Annotated in this window: 22 protein-coding genes and 2 riboswitches; of the genes, 1 reads left to right on the top strand and 21 read right to left on the bottom strand. The window is 27.6% G+C overall.

The features are described 5' to 3' along the window. The 16 genes from TVTCOM_RS16920 to TVTCOM_RS16995 all read right to left on the bottom strand — a co-directional run bounded on the left by TVTCOM_RS16920 (position 1) and on the right by TVTCOM_RS16995 (position 13,907). Positions 1 to 744, bottom strand: a complete 744-nt coding sequence (locus TVTCOM_RS16920) for a cytidylyltransferase domain-containing protein (RefSeq protein WP_434797425.1) — start codon at positions 742 to 744, stop codon at positions 1 to 3. A gap of 19 nt (positions 745 to 763) precedes the next feature. Then, complete coding sequence (locus TVTCOM_RS16925; RefSeq protein ID WP_434797426.1) at positions 764 to 1,447, bottom strand: PIG-L deacetylase family protein; 684 nt, start codon at positions 1,445 to 1,447, stop codon at positions 764 to 766. Further along, on the bottom strand, positions 1,448 to 2,131 hold the full coding sequence (locus TVTCOM_RS16930) for a hypothetical protein (RefSeq protein ID WP_434797427.1): 684 nt from the start codon (positions 2,129 to 2,131) through the stop codon (positions 1,448 to 1,450). Positions 2,132 to 2,145: 14 nt separating this feature from the next. Next, a complete protein-coding gene (gene pseC, locus TVTCOM_RS16935; RefSeq protein ID WP_434797428.1) occupies positions 2,146 to 3,342 on the bottom strand; it encodes a UDP-4-amino-4,6-dideoxy-N-acetyl-beta-L-altrosamine transaminase in 1,197 nt (398 codons plus the stop codon). Between the two features lie 23 nt (positions 3,343 to 3,365). Beyond that, positions 3,366 to 3,875 carry an acyltransferase gene (locus tag TVTCOM_RS16940; RefSeq protein ID WP_434797429.1) on the bottom strand — a complete coding sequence of 170 codons (510 nt, stop codon included), beginning with the start codon at positions 3,873 to 3,875 and terminating at the stop codon, positions 3,366 to 3,368. A gap of 33 nt (positions 3,876 to 3,908) precedes the next feature. Next, positions 3,909 to 4,922: a UDP-N-acetylglucosamine 4,6-dehydratase (inverting) gene (gene pseB, locus TVTCOM_RS16945; RefSeq protein WP_434797430.1), complete on the bottom strand. Its 1,014-nt coding sequence runs from the start codon at positions 4,920 to 4,922 to the stop codon at positions 3,909 to 3,911. A 140-nt stretch (positions 4,923 to 5,062) separates the two neighbouring features. Further along, positions 5,063 to 6,169 carry a surface carbohydrate biosynthesis protein gene (locus tag TVTCOM_RS16950; protein WP_434797431.1) on the bottom strand — a complete coding sequence of 369 codons (1,107 nt, stop codon included), beginning with the start codon at positions 6,167 to 6,169 and terminating at the stop codon, positions 5,063 to 5,065. 10 nt (positions 6,170 to 6,179) lie between these two features. Continuing rightward, positions 6,180 to 7,292 (bottom strand): surface carbohydrate biosynthesis protein, encoded by a 1,113-nt coding sequence (locus tag TVTCOM_RS16955; protein ID WP_434797432.1) that lies wholly within the window; start codon positions 7,290 to 7,292, stop codon positions 6,180 to 6,182. Between the two features lie 42 nt (positions 7,293 to 7,334). Beyond that, positions 7,335 to 8,447 (bottom strand): surface carbohydrate biosynthesis protein, encoded by a 1,113-nt coding sequence (locus TVTCOM_RS16960; protein WP_434797433.1) that lies wholly within the window; start codon positions 8,445 to 8,447, stop codon positions 7,335 to 7,337. A gap of 2 nt (positions 8,448 to 8,449) precedes the next feature. Then, complete coding sequence (locus TVTCOM_RS16965; protein WP_434797434.1) at positions 8,450 to 8,974, bottom strand: hypothetical protein; 525 nt, start codon at positions 8,972 to 8,974, stop codon at positions 8,450 to 8,452. 151 nt (positions 8,975 to 9,125) lie between these two features. Then, the gene (locus tag TVTCOM_RS16970; protein ID WP_434797435.1) at positions 9,126 to 10,289 is read right to left on the bottom strand and encodes a DHHW family protein; all 1,164 of its coding nucleotides are present in this window, start codon (positions 10,287 to 10,289) and stop codon (positions 9,126 to 9,128) included. 18 nt (positions 10,290 to 10,307) lie between these two features. Beyond that, the gene (locus tag TVTCOM_RS16975) at positions 10,308 to 11,564 is read right to left on the bottom strand and encodes an MBOAT family O-acyltransferase (protein WP_434797436.1); all 1,257 of its coding nucleotides are present in this window, start codon (positions 11,562 to 11,564) and stop codon (positions 10,308 to 10,310) included. A gap of 174 nt (positions 11,565 to 11,738) precedes the next feature. Further along, complete coding sequence (locus TVTCOM_RS16980; RefSeq protein WP_434797437.1) at positions 11,739 to 12,209, bottom strand: DUF4358 domain-containing protein; 471 nt, start codon at positions 12,207 to 12,209, stop codon at positions 11,739 to 11,741. 14 nt (positions 12,210 to 12,223) lie between these two features. Further along, the gene (locus TVTCOM_RS16985) at positions 12,224 to 12,715 is read right to left on the bottom strand and encodes a GDSL-type esterase/lipase family protein (protein WP_434797438.1); all 492 of its coding nucleotides are present in this window, start codon (positions 12,713 to 12,715) and stop codon (positions 12,224 to 12,226) included. A gap of 507 nt (positions 12,716 to 13,222) precedes the next feature. Continuing rightward, complete coding sequence (locus TVTCOM_RS16990; RefSeq protein ID WP_434797439.1) at positions 13,223 to 13,429, bottom strand: hypothetical protein; 207 nt, start codon at positions 13,427 to 13,429, stop codon at positions 13,223 to 13,225. A 34-nt stretch (positions 13,430 to 13,463) separates the two neighbouring features. Then, positions 13,464 to 13,907 carry a hypothetical protein gene (locus TVTCOM_RS16995; RefSeq protein ID WP_434797440.1) on the bottom strand — a complete coding sequence of 148 codons (444 nt, stop codon included), beginning with the start codon at positions 13,905 to 13,907 and terminating at the stop codon, positions 13,464 to 13,466. A gap of 141 nt (positions 13,908 to 14,048) precedes the next feature. Here TVTCOM_RS16995 and acpP point away from each other — a divergent pair, with 141 nt between their 5' ends. Further along, positions 14,049 to 14,273: an acyl carrier protein gene (acpP, locus tag TVTCOM_RS17000; RefSeq protein ID WP_434797441.1), complete on the top strand. Its 225-nt coding sequence runs from the start codon at positions 14,049 to 14,051 to the stop codon at positions 14,271 to 14,273. 174 nt (positions 14,274 to 14,447) lie between these two features. On the opposite strand, the gene TVTCOM_RS17005 is transcribed toward acpP, so the two are convergent. The 5 genes from TVTCOM_RS17005 to TVTCOM_RS17025 all read right to left on the bottom strand — a co-directional run bounded on the left by TVTCOM_RS17005 (position 14,448) and on the right by TVTCOM_RS17025 (position 19,453). Then, entirely contained in the window at positions 14,448 to 15,470 is a 1,023-nt protein-coding gene (locus TVTCOM_RS17005; protein ID WP_434797442.1) for a FecCD family ABC transporter permease, read from the bottom strand. Then, positions 15,460 to 16,368: an ABC transporter substrate-binding protein gene (locus tag TVTCOM_RS17010; protein WP_434797443.1), complete on the bottom strand. Its 909-nt coding sequence runs from the start codon at positions 16,366 to 16,368 to the stop codon at positions 15,460 to 15,462. The genes TVTCOM_RS17005 and TVTCOM_RS17010 overlap by 11 nt, the downstream gene beginning before the upstream one ends. 146 nt (positions 16,369 to 16,514) lie before the next feature. Further along, positions 16,515 to 16,697: riboswitch (cobalamin riboswitch) on the bottom strand. An 80-nt stretch (positions 16,698 to 16,777) separates the two neighbouring features. Then, positions 16,778 to 17,533, bottom strand: a complete 756-nt coding sequence (locus TVTCOM_RS17015) for an ABC transporter ATP-binding protein (protein WP_434797444.1) — start codon at positions 17,531 to 17,533, stop codon at positions 16,778 to 16,780. Between the two features lie 5 nt (positions 17,534 to 17,538). Beyond that, entirely contained in the window at positions 17,539 to 18,561 is a 1,023-nt protein-coding gene (locus tag TVTCOM_RS17020; RefSeq protein ID WP_434797445.1) for a FecCD family ABC transporter permease, read from the bottom strand. Further along, complete coding sequence (locus TVTCOM_RS17025; RefSeq protein WP_434797446.1) at positions 18,545 to 19,453, bottom strand: ABC transporter substrate-binding protein; 909 nt, start codon at positions 19,451 to 19,453, stop codon at positions 18,545 to 18,547. Before TVTCOM_RS17025 ends, TVTCOM_RS17020 begins: the two co-directional genes overlap by 17 nt. Positions 19,454 to 19,570: 117 nt before the next feature. Further along, positions 19,571 to 19,760, bottom strand: a riboswitch (cobalamin riboswitch). Positions 19,761 to 19,782 lie beyond the last annotated feature (22 nt).

The raw sequence follows: 19,782 nt of genomic DNA on the forward strand, positions 1-19,782 counted from the left end.
TTACTCCTTTATATGTTTTTGCTTTATGCTATTATTTATAAAGTACAAATCAGGATTGTTTTCCATGACTTCAATCACTTCTTTTAGATAAAAATTATTTTCTCCAAAGTATAAATTTTTGTATATTTCTTTTATTAATTTTAAATCTTCTTCTGTATCTAATGTAAATCTATACTTTGAATAGTCTATATTGTTTTTATAATAAAATATTTTACTAGTATTTTCATAAATATAAGGAGTGACATGTTCTAGTTGGTATGACTCTTTTGCATTTTCTTTTGCTTCTTTTAAAACTTTATAGGAGAATATTTCTGTATCTAATCCCCTTGGATAAGTTCTTTTGCTGATATCAGCACATGCATTTGTAACCATTTCATAATTATTGTTAATATAAAACTCTATCATTTCATCAACTATTTTAGGATCTATCAGCGGACAGTCGGAAGTTATTCTAATTATAATATCTGATTTATTAAGTGTTGCAGCTTTATAATATCTATCTAGTACATTGCCTTCGCTACCTCTAAAATATTTACATCCTATTTTTTTCACTTCTTCTATTATTAAATCATCTTTTTCTAAGGTTGTTGTAGCTATTATTATGTCGTCAATATTTTTACATTGACTAACTCTATCTATAACATGATGTAAAACAGTTTTGCCACTAATATTTATTAATACTTTTCCTGGTAAACGAGTGGATCCCATTCTAGCTTGTATTATAACGGTTATTTTTTTCTTCATATTTTATACACCCCAAATATTATTTCTTTATTATTCTTACAACTTCAAAAACTTCTGCATATTCACAGTTTATAATGCTACCCCATTTTTTAGCTGTATATAATAAATTATCTAAGGATCTTGGATGAGGGCTTTCTCTTAACTCACCTGTATATTGTTTCATTGCTTCTAGTTTATACTCCATAAATCCAGTTACATCTACAAAATAATTAGGATTAAATTTATACTTATCTATAAAACTCCACTCTGTAGATGACACCGTTTCAAAACAATAAATTTCTCTTACAATTTCATCTGATATAGGTCTTGTTCCTGTTATTACAGCTTCATAAGTTACTTTATGATCCACATTTAAGTCTCCATGATGATGAGTGTATATAATATTAGGCTTTATTTTATCAACATATTTTTCAACTATTTTTACAATATGAAGTAAATCATAACTATCAAATCTATTATCTCTCAAATTTGCTGTATATACATTTTTATAACCTATTATTTTTCCTGCTTTAATTGTATCTTCTTGTAATTGATTCAATTTATCTGCATCATAAATTTCCCTATTATCATATCTAGAAGTTATTCCTTCTCCCAATATTAATGCTTCACATTCATCTCCATTTTCCACATGTTTTCTTATTGTAGCTCCCACACCTAGTATTTCATCATCTGGATGTGCCGCTATTACAAGTATTCTACTCAATTAGTCTTCCTCCTTTTCAATTTCCACTGTTGCTATAATTTTATTGTATTTTAAACTAGCTCTAGAAAATTTAATTTTATAATCGCCAAATTTTATAAAGGCATTTGGATATCCTTCTCCATCCACCATTCTTATATAATTGTATATTTTATTTAAATCAAACTCTGGCTTTAGTTCATTATCTTTTTGTGAAAGTCGTTGAAATGTTTCTATAGTTCCTTCTTGAGGCAGAGGAATTGGTCTATTATTTACTATATGGGGAATCATTTTATTAAATATAATACGAGATGCTCTAACAAATATTTCTTCTGCACTTCCATATAAATCTAAAGGTTCTTTTAAATAAATGTTTCCTGTATCTATACCACCATCTACTCTAATTGCTGAGATTTTTGTATGTTTAATATCTCTTGAAATAAGATTTTGAAGTGGACTTCCTCCTCTTCCATAAGGTAGATCTGTCATATGAAATACAATACATTCATAAGCTTCATAAATCTCCTTTGGTATTAACCATGACCAATGTGGGAAAAAAATTATATCTGGATTAAAGTTTTTAATATTTTCTAAAGTAAAATCATTATTTCTTGTTATAATTTCTATATTGTACTGTGGATTTTGTGACTTATATATAATTGCATTTGACTTATTCCATTCTTTTGTAGTTACAATTAATATATTCATAGAAATTGCCACCTTTATTTTTTATAGTAGTTTAGCACCTTATTAACTGCCAATACTACGTCTTGTAAGTCTTTATCACTCATATTTACATGTAGTGGTAAAGTAATCATTTTATTATATAAATCTTCTGCATTAGGACATAAGCCTTCTTCATATCCTAGTTTTTTATAATAAGGTTGTAAATACACTGGTAAGTAGTGAACATTAACTCCTATATTTTCACCTTGTAAAGCTTCAAATATTTCTTTTCTTCCTACTTTAAATTTTTCTAACTCTATTTTTATAATATATAAATGGCGAGCAGTATCAGAAAAATCTTCTTCTTTTTGAATAATAATTCCATCTATTTTTGATAGTTCTTCATTATACATTTTCACTAATTTTTTTCTTCTATCTATAAATTTGTCTAATTTATTTAACTGACTTATACCAAGGGCACATTGCATATCTGTTATTCTATAGTTATAACCTAAATCAATTTGTTCGTAGTACCAAGGGCCCTCTTCTTTGTTAAATAAAAACTGCTTATCTCTAGTAATTCCATGAGTTCTAAATAGTACTAATTTATCATAAAGTTCTTTTGAGTTAGTTGTAATTATTCCACCTTCTCCAGTAGTTATAGTCTTTACTGGATGAAAACTAAATTCTGTCATATCTGATATGTTTCCAACTTTTTCACCTTTATATTTTGTTCCTATTGCATGAGCTGCATCTTCAATTATTATTAAATTGTATTTATCTGCTATTTTCCTAATTTCATCTAAATCTACTACTTGACCAGTAAAATCTACAGGTATTATTGCCTTAGTTTTGCTAGTTATTTTCTTTTCTATTTCTTGTGGATCTATATTATAAGTGTATGGATTAATATCAGCAAATACAGGTTTTCCACCACAATATAAAACACAGTTAGCTGAAGCTGCAAATGTCATAGGAGTTGTTATAACTTCGTCTCCGTCTTTTATTCCTGCAGCAGAGCAAGCTGCATGCAGTGCAGCTGTACCATTAGATACAGCTACAGCATATTTGCAACCTACATAATCAGCCACCATTTCTTCAAATTGTTTTACATTTGGCCCTGTAGTTAAATAATTACCTTTTAGAACATTAACTACTAATTTAATATCATCATCATCTATAATCTGACGTCCATAAGATAAGTATTCCTCCCTTACTGGAGTACCACCATTTATAGCTAATTCACTTTTCATCTTATATTCTCCTTTCTCTATTTTTAGTCCAGTTTTTTAATGATTTTTGCAGGTACTCCTCCAACAATGCAGTAGTCTGGAACATCTTTAGTAACTACTGCTCCAGCACCTACTATACTATTTCTTCCAATAGTTACACCCTTTAATATTGTAGCTCCTCTACCAATCCAAGAGCCCTCTTTTATCACTACTTCTTCCTCAGAGTCTCCTTGCTGAAGAATTGGCTTATTTATATCTGCATAATTATGATTATTAACTGTTATAAACACGTCTGGCGCAATTAGCACATTATTTTCTATAATAATTTTAGATACTTTACCTGCATGTAACTGTGTTCCTGATCTTAATACAACATTATTTCCCAAATTAATATTATTTCCATTCACAATTGTTACATATGGTCTTACCTGTACGTTATCTCCTAGTTTTTCAATATTTCTTTTTACTAGTATTTTGTTTAGAGGCTTTATACGAAGCATCCAGTGTTTTAATAGTATATCTGGACCAAATCTATATTTATTTAATATACTCATATTTATTACATCCTTCTTGTATATAAAATATAATTATGTTTTATATATTCCTAATCTATTCATTTCATATCTTAACTGATCTACACTTAACCACTGAGTATTTGTTCCTGAGCTATACTCAAATCCAACTGGAATAAGTTTTCCACCTTCAGCAAAATAATTTTCTTTATTCCACCATTCAAGTTGAGGATAAATTATATAATGCTTTTCATATTCATAAGTAGTTCTAGAATCATCCTTTGTTATCATTACTTCATGCAATTTTTCACCTTCTCTAATTCCTACATTTTTAAGTTCACACCCTGGTGACATAGCCTCTGCTAAGTCTACTATTTTAAATGATGGTATTTTAGATATATATGTTTCTCCCCCTTTTGATTCTTTTAGAGCTTTCAAAACTAAATTAATTCCATCTTCCAAACTAATCCAAAATCTAGTCATATTAAAATCTGTTATGGGCAATTCCGTTATACCTTGCTCTATAAGATTTTTAAAAAAGGGAATAACTGAACCTCGACTTCCACATACATTTCCATATCTTACTATAGAAAATATTGTTCCTTTTTCTTCTGAATATCCATTTGCTGAAATAAATAATTTATCTGATACTAATTTTGTTCCTCCATAAAGGTTTATAGGATTAACAGCTTTATCAGTGGATAAAGCTATTACTTTTTTTACATTTCTATCAAGAGCTGCCTCTATTATATTTTCGGCTCCTTTTATATTTGTTTTTATTGCTTCAAAAGGGTTATATTCACAGGCTGGTACTTGCTTCATAGCTGCTGCATGTATTACATAATCTACATTGTCAAATGCTCTATATAATCTATCTTTGTCCCTTACATCTCCTATAAAAAATCTAACTAAATGTAATTTTTCTGGCATTGATAGAGCTAATTCTTTCTTGAATAAATCTTGTTTATACTCATCTCTAGAAAATATTATGATTTTCTTAGGATTGTATCTATTTAAAATTAATTTAGTAAAGTTTTTTCCAAATGATCCTGTACCGCCTGTAATTAATATTACTTTACTATTCAACATTATCTTTGCTCCTTTAACACTATACTAAAAAAATGTTCTACTATTTAAATCAATGTATTTATAAAACATTTCTATCTATAATATGCATTTAATGTAAATAAAGATCCTATTTTGTCAGGCTTATTTAAAAATAAGTATATTTATTTATATAAGTTCATAATTATATTTTTTTTCATAATATTTTCTAATAAATCGCATATTTTTTCATAAGCATATTTGTTTTCATCTAAGAAATAATACTTTTTCATAGTATTTTTATTTGCTAAAATATAAGTTTTATCATTAAATTTATTGTAATTATAAAAATCTTCATAGTTAGATATTTTATTAAAATTTTGCATAATCTCTAAGTCTAAGTACGATGGAATATCAATAGGCCTTAAAATAGAACAATTCTTATTCATAAAATAAGCATCGCTAATAGATGTGCTTATCCAGGTATTTATCTTGTCACATGCATTTATCCATGTTCTTACTGAATCTTCACTAATTAAATGAAAGTTATCATATTTTTTCTCTAGTATATCTAAAATATTAAAATTATTATATCTTCGCTTTTCATAAGGATGTGGTCTATATATAAACTCACAGTCATTATTTTTTATATAATCTTCTATCCATTTTAATATTATCTTTTTTGATTTAGTGCTTACTTCACAAAATAGTAAAGTATTTTCTTCTCCCAGTAATGGAAAGAATACTTTTTTTCTTTTGTGTTTAAGTTCTGACATACTAAAGCTAGATATAAATAGTATCCACGGTTTATTATTCTGTAGATTATATTCCTTACTTATTTCTTCTCTAGTTTTATATATAGACTTAAATTTTATTCTATCCATATCAACACTAAGTGAACCAACAATAACTGCATTTTTTTTATTAATTCCATTTGATATTAATCTATTTTTCATGTGTTCTCCCCAACACAAATGTATAGCATTTTTTTCTAATCCTTTTGGCATATGATAATCTGACCATACTTCTGATAATACTTGCTCGTATTGAAGATTAACTACTCTTGTTATTTTATTACTAAATAGTTCTGTCATATAATTTGCACTTCTTGAATCGTGAAATGAATGAGTTATAATAATATCTGGTACAAATGCTAATATTTGTTTTGTCTGTTTTAAATAATCATAGTGATATATATATACTTCATGTCCTCTTCTAACTAATTCAGCTTTTAAAAGGTATGCATTTTGTAACTCTCTTTGTATTTCATGATAAAAAATTATTATCTTCATAAAAAAACCTTCATTCTAATTTCTTATTTTTACTCGACCTTGTCTTTATATTTTTGTAATTTAAGCTTTCCAACACATCACATATCCTTTCATAAGCAAATTTATTTTTATTAATATCATAAAATTTTAGTATTTGTTTTTTATCTATGGGAAATTTTTTTTCAAGATTAAAATTCGCATTATAAGTATAAAATTCTTCATAAGTTTTTGATTTTATAGAGTTGAGGTAAATATCACTTTCAAATCCTTCTAAATTATCCAATGGTCTTAATATTATACAATCCTTATTCATAAAAAATATATCTGATATGGATGTGCTATTCCATATATTTATTTTATCACTGACATTTATCCAACTTCTTACACAGTCTTCCTTAATTATATGAAAATTTTCATACTTATTATTTAAGCCTATTAACTTTTTGTCAGGTGTTTCCGATGGATGCGGTCTATATATAAATTCACAATCATTTTCATTTATAAATTTTTCAACCCATTCTAAGATTATTCTTTTTGTATTTTTAGAAATGTTAATATATTTTGTGGCACTTTCTTCTCCAAATCTGATTTTAAAAAGTTCCTCTCGTTTCTTACTATTAAAAGTAAAATTAGAAATAAATAATATCCAATTTTTATTACAGTCCAAATTGTATTTCCATGATATTTCTTCTTTACTTTTGTAAATTTTTCTAAATTTGTTATTATCCATATCTAGATTAATACTTCCTACAATTATTGCATTTTCTTTATTTACACCATGCTCAACTATTCTACGTTGACTTTCTTCTCCCCAACATAAATGTATGGCATTTTGAGCTAATCCTCTAGGGTTATGAAATTTTATTCTTTTCCACTCTTCAGACAATATTTGCTCATATTGCAAATTTACAATATGAGCAATTTTATGAGAAAAAACTGATGTGAAATACTCATAATTAACACTATAATATAAAGATGGTACTATTATCACATCTGGTATCCAATTTAAAACTTGCTTTGTTTTATGAAGATAATCTATATTAAAAATATATACTTCATGTTCTCTTCTAACTAATTCTGATTTCAATAAATATGCATTTTGTAATTCTCTTTCAGCATGTTCAAAAAAAATTATATATTTCATAACTATCCACCTTTTTATTACTCTTAATTCATCCATATTTCGTTACGAATATAATTTCATAATTAAATTATCTTTATAAACTTTTTCTAATAAATCACAAATTCTCTCATAGGCATATTTATTTTTATCTACAGAATAGTAACCATCTATAATTTTTTTATCTAAAGTAAATTCCATGTTACGATCAAACTTATTATAATTATAAAATTCTTCATAGTTATTTATTTTATTAGAATTCATCATTAATTCATGATCTAAGTATTCTGGAATATTAACTGGTCTAAGAATTGCACAATTTTTATTCATGAAATAGGCGTCAATTATAGATGTACTTATCCACGTATTAATTTTGTCACATACATTTATCCAGCTTCTTACCGAGTCTTCTTTTATTACATGAAATCTCTCACTCTTTGATTCTAACTCGTCTAGTGCATCAAAATTATTAAGCTTTCTTTTTTCATAAGGGTGGGGTCTGTATATAAATTCGCAGTCATTATTGTTTATATATTCTTCAATCCACTCCAATATTATTTTTCTAGATTCTGTACTTATTTCACAAAACTCTGTAGCTTTTGCTTCCCCAACTCTTATACCCATACCTTTTTGTTGAGACTTTTTCACTTGTGCCAAGGTAAAACTTGATAAAAATAGTATCCATTCTTTAGATTTATCTAAATTATAATCACTTGCCATTTGTTCTTTATTTTTATAAATACTTCTAAATCTCTCACTACACATATCAACATTTAAACAGCCTACTACTTTTACATTCTCTTCGTTAATACCATTTGAGATAAATCTGTTTTTGCCCATTTCTCCCCAACATAAATGCATTGCGTTTTTTTCTATTCCTTGTGGAATTTGATATGTTGCCTTGTCCCACATATTTGACATTACTTGTTCATATTGAAGATTAACTATTCTAGTAATTTTACTATTAAAGGTTCTTGTTACATACTCTACTGCTTTTGGATCATGTAAACAATGTGTAATAACTATATCTGGCGTAAAGTATAAAACTCGTTTTGGCTTTACTATATAATCATAGTGATATACATACACCTCATGTCCTCTTCTTTGTAATTCCGCCTTTAGTAAATATGCATTTTGTAATTCTCTTTGTATTTCATGATAAAAAATTATTACTTTCATACTTACATTCTCTCCTTTGCAATCTCTCTTACTATTTCATCTAGTTTCTCTTCTATATAGTTATAATTTAAAATATGTTCATTATTTTCAAGTTCAATGTCATATATAAGTTTGTCTATTTCTATCTGTACACAATCCATATTCTCTTCTATATTATATAAATCACTCATCATATCTCTTATATTTCTATAGCTTTCAAATTTTTCATAATATATTTTTGCATTAATAAATCTATTTAAGTAATTTAAAATTTCTTTAATATTTTCATATTGGTGAGATGATTTCTTATCTTCTTTATCTAAATTTCTATAACTTTCAACTTTTTTATAATTTACTTTATTATCAATAAATTCTTTAAAACAATGAAATATATTATTTATTTTTTTTTTGCTTTTTTCTTTTTCTTCAGCTAAAGCCTTTTGTACTTCTCTTAAAAAAAAAGCATTGTTATATTGATTTTGAATTGGATCTTCATCCTCCTTATCATAAGATTTATACAAATTAACAAATTCAACTAAATTTTCCATTATTACATCAATATCCTTCCTTTAAATATAATTTATTATAAATAATTTCTTATTATTACAATATGGTTTAATATAATAAAATGTTCATCAGATTTATATACATATATTAAAAAATCCCTTGAGATTTATTTACTATCTCAAGGGATTTATATTATTCGTTATTTAACACAGGTGATAGTGACGTATCATTGAAAAAAGTATTAGCATTGTATAAATACAGTACTTCATTTACATTTTCTTGTTGCATCAAACTATCTATATCTTCGTAGTAGTATCTTGGATCAACTACTATTATTTTGCTAAAGTCCTTAATTAAAAATGGTATAAAGCTATTAGCATAAGAATCTTTAAATATTAATAAAGTCTTATTATTATTAGCATCTGTTTTTATTTTTACTAAAGGATGATTTCCTTTTAGAAAAACTTCGTAATTATCCTTTTGTTCCAATGCTTCACTACTGTAAAGTGTAGCTGTTCTTTCTTGTTCTTCTGCATAATTTACTACTACATTCTGCGAATCTTCTTTTGCAGGCAAATAAACATTTACCTTATCTCCTTCTTTCACATTGTATCCACTTTTTGATGATAGTGCTCCAAAGAAGTCATTAGAAACCATTTGTTGTGTGTAATAATCATCTGGCGTTTCTTCAAGCTTCATAGATTTTGCTAATTCTTTGTATGAATAAAATGCTCCTAAACATGTCCAGTGATGATCTGTTTTATAGTAAATATATTCATTTCTATGATCATGCATAGTTTTATAGTTATCTACAAATGACACACTTTGCGGCAACTTATCTTTGTAAGATTGTAAATAAGCTTCTTGATCAATAACTGGAGCATCTATAGGAAGCTTGTTCTTTAAAATACTTACTGCTGTTGGAGATATTAACATGTATTGTTTTATATTTTTGTATCTAGCAGAAAAATTATTTATAGCTTGTAGATTTTCTTTCACTGCTTCTTCATTAGGCTTATTAAAGTTCTCTATTAAATATCCGTCTTCTCCTAAGAAAACCCCATTGGACTCTTTTTTACCTAATAATTTATCCATGTTTATCTTAACATTTGTAAAGAAGTCTCTTCCTATAAATTGATCCACCTCATAATCTTCAAACTTAGAAGTAAATCTTCCTTCTAATAACCTATCAACTGAAAATTTTGGCTTTCCTGCCAACATTCTATTTTCTATTTCTGAAAAAGTTTTATCCTTTGTTATTATATTAGCTCCAACAAATAGTACTAAAAAAAGTATAAATAATAATGCTGAAGTTTTATAATATCGTCTTTGTTTATTTTTATTTTCTCTATTCATATTTAATCACGTCCTTTCCTAAAATCTAAAGTATAGGAACGGATTATAAGTTTCATTTACTAGATAAGCCGTAGCTAAAAATAGAATTACCATATATGCTATTAAAGACCCATTAATATATCCTGATTTTGATTTTATAACTATTCTGTCTAAAATATTTTTTACAATAGGTGTTGAGCATATTGCTAAAATCACAAACATAATTGTATTTGTATATAAATAGTAAATTCCTGCACTATCCATAATTACATGATTTCCAAATCCAAACATTGTTTTTAAATATTCCATAGCATAAGATAAGTTTGGACTGGCAAAGAATACCCAGCCTATCATAACTAATAACATGGTATAAATATGTTTTATAAATGTTGGTACTCTTTTTAACATCCTTTCAAATACCATTTTTTCTAATAAAAGAATTACACCATAATATAATCCCCATACTATAAAGTTCCAACTTGCTCCATGCCAAAGTCCTGTTAAAAACCATACGGCAAATATATTTCTTATTTGTTTTCCAAGGCTAACTCTATTTCCTCCTAAAGGTATATAAATATACTCTCTAAACCAAGAACCTAAAGATATATGCCATCTTCTCCAAAATTCTGTTACACTTGTTGAAATGTATGGGAAGTTAAAGTTTTCTATAAAGTCAAATCCAAACATTTTTCCTAAACCTATGGCCATATCTGAATAACCACTAAAGTCAAAGTATATTTGGAAAGTATATGCTATTATTCCTATCCAAGCTGTTAATACTGACATACTACCAAGATCCATGGCACTTATTGTTGTCCATATGATTCCTATGTTATTTGCAAGTAGTACTTTCTTCCCTAAACCTTGGATAAAACGTTCCACACCTTGTCCAAACTTTTCAAGAGATTCTTCTCTACAGTTTAATTGCTCTTCTACAGTTTCATATTGAACTATAGGTCCTGCCACTAGTTGAGGAAACATCGTAACATAGGCCCCAAAAGAAATAAGGCTTCTTTGTACCTTAACTTTTCCTAAATATACATCTACAATATAAGATAATACTTGGAATGTGTAAAATGATATTCCCACTGGTAATGCCAATTCATTAAAAGGAATATTAATTGAAAAAATATTATTAATATTTCCTATTATAAATCCTACATATTTAAAGAATACTAAAATCCCTACATTCACTAAAAGTGTAAATATAAAAAATTTCTTTGATTTCTTTTTATCTTTTTTGTACTTATTTATTTTCAGTGCCATAATATAATCAAATATAATTGTTCCTATCATAAGGAATATATACACAGGTTCTCCCCATGCATAAAATACTAAACTTGTTAGCAACAATATGGCATTTTTAAATTTCCTTGGTGAAATATAATAAATTAAAAGTGAAATTGGTAAAAACGTAAATAAAAAAACTATACTACTGAATACTATTTTAATCGCCTCCTCTGAAATGCTTTACTTAATACTATCTAAAAATGCTTCTTTTATTTGCTGAGCATTTTCAGAGATAGCAAAAAACACAAAGTTTCCCTTTGATTTTAATTCATAATTATCAACTAAAGCACATTGTTCTGGGCCATATCCTGAAAAACTTTGTAGCTGATAGTTAACTCTTGAATCAATGCTCTCTTCTAAGGATTCAATTTGAGATTTATCTTTTACCTTCACTATTAATACTTCGTTTACATCCATTGTTGACTCCGGTGTATATAAAATTACACCATCGTAATCATTGGCATTTAATTTATAAAAACGTTTAAGAGATTTACTATCTCCTTTTTCCATTTTGTCAAACTTTACTTCTTGTTTCATCACGGTTTCTATTTGATCCACACTTTTATCATTATTAACTCCACAACCAACTGTAATTACAGTGGTTATTACAAGTGCAAACATTAGAAACTTCTTTTTTAAATTGATCTTCATTCCTGTCTCCTTCCTTATAAGTTAGCCTTTTGCGCTAACAGCTCAACCCATCTTTTATTAAACTCAGGTTTGAAATGTATTCCATCGCTCTCATATAAGCTTTCATCAATTATTGATGAGCCATCGATATAAGTAACGCCTAGCTCATTGCACATATTTATGATAGCTAAATTAAACTCTGTTACATTTTTTAAGGCTGGAGATTTACTTATTGCTTTATTATTAACTTTAAAAATTGAGTTTACATAAATTTTTGTATCTGGTAATTTAATTTGAATATCTTTTATTATTTTTTCATATTCCTTTATAAAATCTGAAGAATTACCATATATTTGCACATCATTTAATCCATAAGTTAAGAAAATGTTTGTCGGAACTAAATTAATAGCTTTATTTATATCTCCTTCTTTTTGTACACTTATAAGATTTCTTCCTTTATAGGCAACGATTGATGAACTATCTAAAATTCCATAAGATACTATGGATTCAGCTCTCGAATCTCCCAATATAACGGAGCTTGAAAATTTATCTATAAGATTAATTTTTTCATTATTATTTTCTTGATTTATATTAATTCCTTGTAAACTAGATTGTACAAGGTTGATTTTTTCTTCTGACTGTAATACATCTTTTTTTTCTAATTCTTTAATTTTTTCAATTCCTTTGGCAACTTGTGCCTCTTCTATTTTGTTTTGGTTATTAAGAGCATTAATACTGTCACTAAAGTTAATTATGCCTATTATGGCTACTAGTGATATTGTTGAAATCGCCCATACTCTCTTTTTGATAATAACGCCCCCCTCGCTGTCAACTTACTCTTCTTGCAAATATAATTATAACATTATAATAATATATAAAAAACAATTATTAATAGGTAAAATTTTCAAAATAATACTTTTTTCTACATGTTTCTACATGAAAAATAATATTATAATATATTAGTAAGTAAAAAATAACCCATTGTAGATACAAGCTAAACACATATCTACAATGGGTTATTAATTTTATTATAATTAGCAACAGCAATTATCATCAAAGTTAAATAATAGTAATATAATTAAGATTATCCAAATCCATATACTGTCGTCATCAAATATATCATCAAATATGTTCGTAGCTAAAAGTAAAAATACAATAGCTATTACTATTAATATTCCTCCATTAAATCCACAATCGTCTCCCCCCAAAAATCTTGATAAAGTATCCTCTAATTTCGCCATGTCACTCCCCCCTTAAAGTCAAACGGTTATCTTACTATATACTAATATATGTTTTCAAACACAAATAAGTTACTTCAATAAAGTTTTTACTCATTACCGTATCTAGCTCATCTTGGCTTTCATTATTTGCTTCAAATACTAATTTCAAGCATTCTTCTCTGTCTTCTTTATTTTCCTCACTTATCACATCTATTAGTAATTCTATAGATGATGTCTTGATTACTTTATATTCGTTGAATAAAAAAGATGTATTTGAATTTTCCATTCCCTTTTTTATCTTAATTAATCTAGATATGTATTCTCCTTTTTTATCATCAACCTTATCACTATTTTCCATCACCTCTTGCAAGATAACATTGCTCTCAGTAACATAATCTTTTATTTTATTCATATCTATAAGCAATGAGTTATAAAAAAGACAACCAAGAATTATAAAAAATCCTGCAATTGATGATAATAATAATCCTATGTTTTTCATTACTCTTCCTCCTAAAGTTATTATCTATATTAAATTTATATTCATTTTTTAAAACTTTAGGACTTTTTTTGATTATATATTGAAAAATTAACCATATTATATTAAACTACAATTAAATTTTAAATTATGGTGGAGGTAACAATGTTTGAAAAAATTAGAGATATAATAGTTGAACAACTAGGTTTAGATGGTAAAGATGGATTATCTATGGAAACATCTCTTAAAGAAGATCTAGATGCTGATTCTTTAGATGCTGTTGAAGTTATAATGGCTTTAGAAGAAGAGTTTGATATAGAAATACCAGACGAAGGCGCTGAGAACTTCAAAACTATAGGTGATATAGTAGAATATATAGAAAATCGATAATACATAAAAGGGATGTTCATTGAACATCCCTTTTATGTATTATCCCATTTTGGTAAAATATTTTTCATAAAAGCTTTTATATCCATTCCGTAAACTTTAATTAAAATTAATATTTTTAATTATTTCTTTTTTATCATATCCTGTATATAAATTTTTTACTTCTAACATTTAATATCATCTAGCTTTTTTAAAATATATATGAGCAAAGAATGGTGCTCCTATTAAAGCTGTTACAGCTCCAACAGGTAGTTCCATTGGTGAAAATACAGTCCTTGCTATTAAATCTGTTACAACCATTAAGCATCCACCAAATAAAAATGACATAGGAACCACAGATTTATGATTCGAACCAAATATTTTTCTTACAATATGAGGTGCAATTAAATCAACAAATCCTATGATTCCACTTAAGGCTACTGAACCTCCAGTCAAAACAGCACAATACACAAATAACTTTGTCTTTACTTTTTGGGTATCAACTCCAACTAATTTAGCTTGCTCTTCACCAAAAGTAAGTATATCCATTTCCTTTGTAAATCTAAGAACTCCTAACATTCCTATAATAAAAAATGGTGTAATAAGAACAACATATGACCAGCCCTTCATGGCAAAACTGCCCATCTGCCATAGTGTAATACTTTCTAAATCCTCAGTAAAAAATGCTATCAATGTAGTTAACAAAGCATTTACAAATAAAGAAAATACCATTCCTGCTAAAATAATTGTATTGTTTGACATGGTTTTATCTATTTTAGATGCAAAAATTATAACTATAAATACAGTAGCTAAACCTGAAATAAATCCTACTAAAGGTAGAGTAAATCCTTGTAAAAATGGTATTGATATACCTGAAACTATTACTAATCCTGCACCAAGAGATGCTCCAGAAGATACGCCTAGTGTATATGGAGATGCCAGCTCATTTTTTAGTACAGACTGAATTACAGCACCACTTACAGCTAGACATCCTCCAACTATAAATGCTAATAATACCCTTGGTAATCTTATCTTCCAAACTATAACTACTTGTGGAGATGTTATATTTTCATTAAGTGGTAAATTGAAAATTTTATTTAATATAATTGATATAGTATCTAAAATGCTAATATGGGAACTTCCATTGGAAGCTCCCATACTTATAATAAAAAATGCAATTAGCACACTTAATAATATTTTATTTCTATTTTTATTTCCCATATACATCTGGATATATAGCTTTTGCCATTTCATTTAAAGCTTTTATTATATTTTGGTTTCCACGTGCAGATGAGTTTGAATCTATATAATAAACATCTCCATTTTTAATTGCTTTTATATCTCCCCATCCATTACGTGATGATATTTCTTTTGTTGGGTTTTCTACATAATTAACGTTTGTTAATATTACATCTGGATTAGCATCTAATATTGCTTCTTCTGTTGGAGCAAACCAGCTTTTCTCATTTTTAAATACATTTTCTGCTCCAATTACTTCAATCATTTGATTTAAAAATGTACTATGACCAAAAGTAAATAGACTTGGTGCTGGACTTATTTCAAAGTATACTTTCTTTTTTTCTTTAATAGTTTTGCCCAATTCTTCATACTTAGATATTTTTTCTTTCATATCAGTGATTATCTCTTCACCTTTTTTCTCTTCATTTACTAAAGAAGCTATAAACTCTATATCTTTGTATATACCTTCTATACTATCACTACTTGGTATATAAACTACTGGTATACCTGCTTCTACTATTGCTTTGTATGGATCTTCTGCAGAACCTATTTTATTATATCCTGATGCTATCATTATATCTGGCTCTAATGCTATTATTGCTTCCGCATCTGGTTTATTCATATCCATTTTCGGAATATCTTTATTTAATCCTTCTATTCCTTCTGAATAATTATCTACTGCAACTAATTTGTCTGCTACACCAAGGCCTACTAAAACTTCTGTATTAGATGGTGCTGTTGATATTATTTTTTCCAATTTAGTTGGTACTTTAACTTCATTTCCTTCTCTGTCAGTTACAGTTGTCTCTTTATTGCTGCTACATCCTACAGCAAACATTAATACAAAACTTGTTATAATTGCTAATATTTTTTTCTTCATGTCTTTTCCTCCTATAAATTGTCATAAAAAAAGCCTAACCAAAAGGTTAGGCAAATATATACATAGATTTTAAACATAAATGCTTTGTTATATTAAAAGTCAAAACATAATATTTCATAATGTAATATTTACTTCACCCCGAAGAAACTACTTTATGATTTTAGGCAGGTCTCCTGACTTAGCTTCATTCTACTCCTCACCTTCCCATGGCTCATACCATAGTGGTTTAATGAGTTTCGTCCACATTACAGTAACGGGGGCTGTAGAGGAATCACACCTCTTTCCCTTTTCATCTATTGTAAATAGAACCTTAAAATCTTATGTATTCAATTTTTTCATTTTTTATTATAACATATTTTGTAATTTATTCAATTTTTTTATTTTGTGTAATTTTATTTTTTATTAAAGATTAAGCCCATTTTTGTAAAATATTCACCATAAAATTCTTTATATCCATTCCATAAATATCATTTAATAATTTATCTTTTAAAACATTTTCTGGTGTTCCATATGAAACTTCTTCTCCACCTTTAATCATAAGAACTTTGTCTGCAAAATATTGTACCAGATTCAAATCATGCAGTACACCTATTACAATTTTATTATTTTTTTTTACCCATTCATTAAGATTTTCCAAAAGATCTATTTGATTTTTAAAATCAAGATGATTTGTTGGCTCATCTAGTAAAATTATATCTGGATCTTGTGCAAATACTCTGGCTAAAAATACTCTTTGTAATTGGCCTCCTGATAATTCTGTAATCATTTTATCTTTAAGATCATAAACACCTACTTTTTTCATACTATCTATAATTATTTGTTTATCTTCATAAGAAAGCTTCGAAAAAGCTCTCTTTGAATAAGCATATCTTCCTAGAGATACAGTATCATAAACAGTGTAGGGGAAATATAATTGAGATATTTGGCTCATAAGCCCAACTTTTTTTGCTAATTCCACTCTACTAAGCATAAATGATTCTTTGTTATCTATTTTTATATTTCCTTTATAATCAATAATATTAGCTATGGATTTTAATAATGTACTTTTGCCACAGCCATTAGGACCAACTATACACAGATTTTCTCCATTTTTCACATTAAAACTGATATTTTTAATTATATCTTTTCCATCATAACCACAATAAAGATTTTTAACTTCTAACATTTAAATCAACTTCCTTTTTTAAAATATACATAGGCAAAAAATGGTGCCCCTATTAAAGCTGTAACTGCTCCTACTGGCAATTCTATTGGTGCAAACACTGTTCTAGATATTAAATCTGATATTACCATTAGTCCTCCTCCAAATAAAAATGACATAGGTATAACATATTTATGATTTGAGCCAAAAGCCTTTCTTACCACATGAGGTGCAATTAAATCCACAAATCCAATAGTCCCACTAAGGGCTACAGAGCCACCTGTTAATATTGCACAGTAAACAAATAATTGTCTTTTTACCTTATATGTATCCACACCTACAGCCTTAGCTTGTTCTTCTCCAAATGTAAGAATATCCATCTCTTTCGTATACTTAAATACACCTAACATTCCAACTAAGAAAAATGGCAATATTAATCCTACGTAAGTCCATCCTCTCATGGCAAAACTACCCATTTGCCAAAGAGTTATACTTTTCAAATCATTACTAAAAAATGCTGTCAAAGTAGTTAGTAATGCATTTACAAATAAAGATAAAACCATACCTACAAGAACCACAGTATTATTTGACATGGTCTTATCTATTTTTGTTGAAAACACAATCACAGAAAACATAGTAATTAATCCAAAAACAAATCCTATAAATGGTAATGTGAATCCACCTATTAAGGGTAATGATATTCCTGTAACTATTATAAGTCCTGCTCCCAAAGAAGCTCCCGAAGATACCCCTAAAGTAAAGGGTGATGCCAATTCATTTTTTAGGATGGATTGAACTACTGCTCCACTAGTAGCTAAACAACCTCCAACTAAAAATGCTAACAATACTCTTGGTACCCTAAGTTTCCATATTATAGAAATATGTTTTGATGTAACATTTTCTGATAAAGGTAAATTTAAAGTTTTATTGCCTACTATAGACAATGTATCAAATAAACTTATATCAGAACTTCCTATGGATGTTCCTAAACAAATAATTGTAAATAATACAATTATACTTATGACTATCTTTTTTCTATTTGTTATATTCATCTGGATATACGGCTTTAGCCATTTCCTTTAAGGCTTTTATTATATTTTGAGTTGGGCGAGAAGATGAATTTGCGTCTATATAATAAACTTCGTTATTTTTTACAGCCTTAATATTTTCCCATCCATCACGAGATTTTATTTCTTTTTCTGGATTTTCTACATAGTTAACTGTAGTTAATATTACATCCGGATTGGCATCTATTACAGATTCTTCGCTAGGTGATATCCATGATTTTTGATCTTTAAATATATTTTCTCCTCCTACAAGTTCAATCATTTCATTTAAAAATGTTGAATTACCAATACTATATAAAGTAGGTGCTGGACCTATTTCAATGTACACTTTCTTTTTATCCTTTATAGTTTCTCCAACTTTAGCTATTTTTTCTATTTCACTTTTCATATTAGAAACTATTTCTTCACCTTTATCTTTTTTATCAACTATAGAAGAAATAAACTCTATATCTTTGTAAATTCCATCTATACTCTCACTGCTAGGTATGTAAACTACAGGTATGCCCACATCACTAAGAGATTTGAATGGATCATCTGAAGAACCGGCTTTATTATAACCTGAAGCTATGACAATGTCTGGGTCCAATTCAATTATTGCCTCTGCATCTGGTGAAGTAAAATCCATTTTCTTTGCATCTTTATTTACCCCTTCAATACCTTCTGAATATGTGTCCATGCATACAATTTTATCTCCCACACCTAAACCTGCTAATATTTCTGTATTAGAAGGTGCTGTAGATACTATTTTTTCAATATTTGTCGGTATATTAACTTCATTTCCTTCTCTGTCTGTTACAGTTTGTTCTTTATTGTTACTACATGCTACTGTAAAAAGCATTATTAAACATAATAACAATGGTAATAATTTTTTCTTCATAAGTTTTCCCCCCTATATAAGTTTAGAATTTTAAAAAAGCCTAACCATAAGGCTAGGCTTCTATATCTGTATTTTGACATTACATGTCTTTTAAGATACTTCCTTCACCCCGAAGAAATTTACTTTTAAATTTAGGCAGGTTTCCTGACTTAGTATCAACCTACTCCTCACCTTCCCATAAAATTCGCTTTGCTCATTTTATAGTGGTATATTGAGTTTCGTCCACATTACAGTAACGGGGGCTGTAGAGGAATTTCACCTCTTTCCCTATTAATCTTTAATAAGAACCTAAATTTATATAAAATTGTTTCTTAATATTATTGTAGCAT

Origin of the sequence: Terrisporobacter vanillatitrophus (assembly GCF_051148895.1) — a bacterium.
Taxonomy (GTDB): Bacteria; Bacillota; Clostridia; order Peptostreptococcales; family Peptostreptococcaceae; genus Terrisporobacter; species Terrisporobacter vanillatitrophus.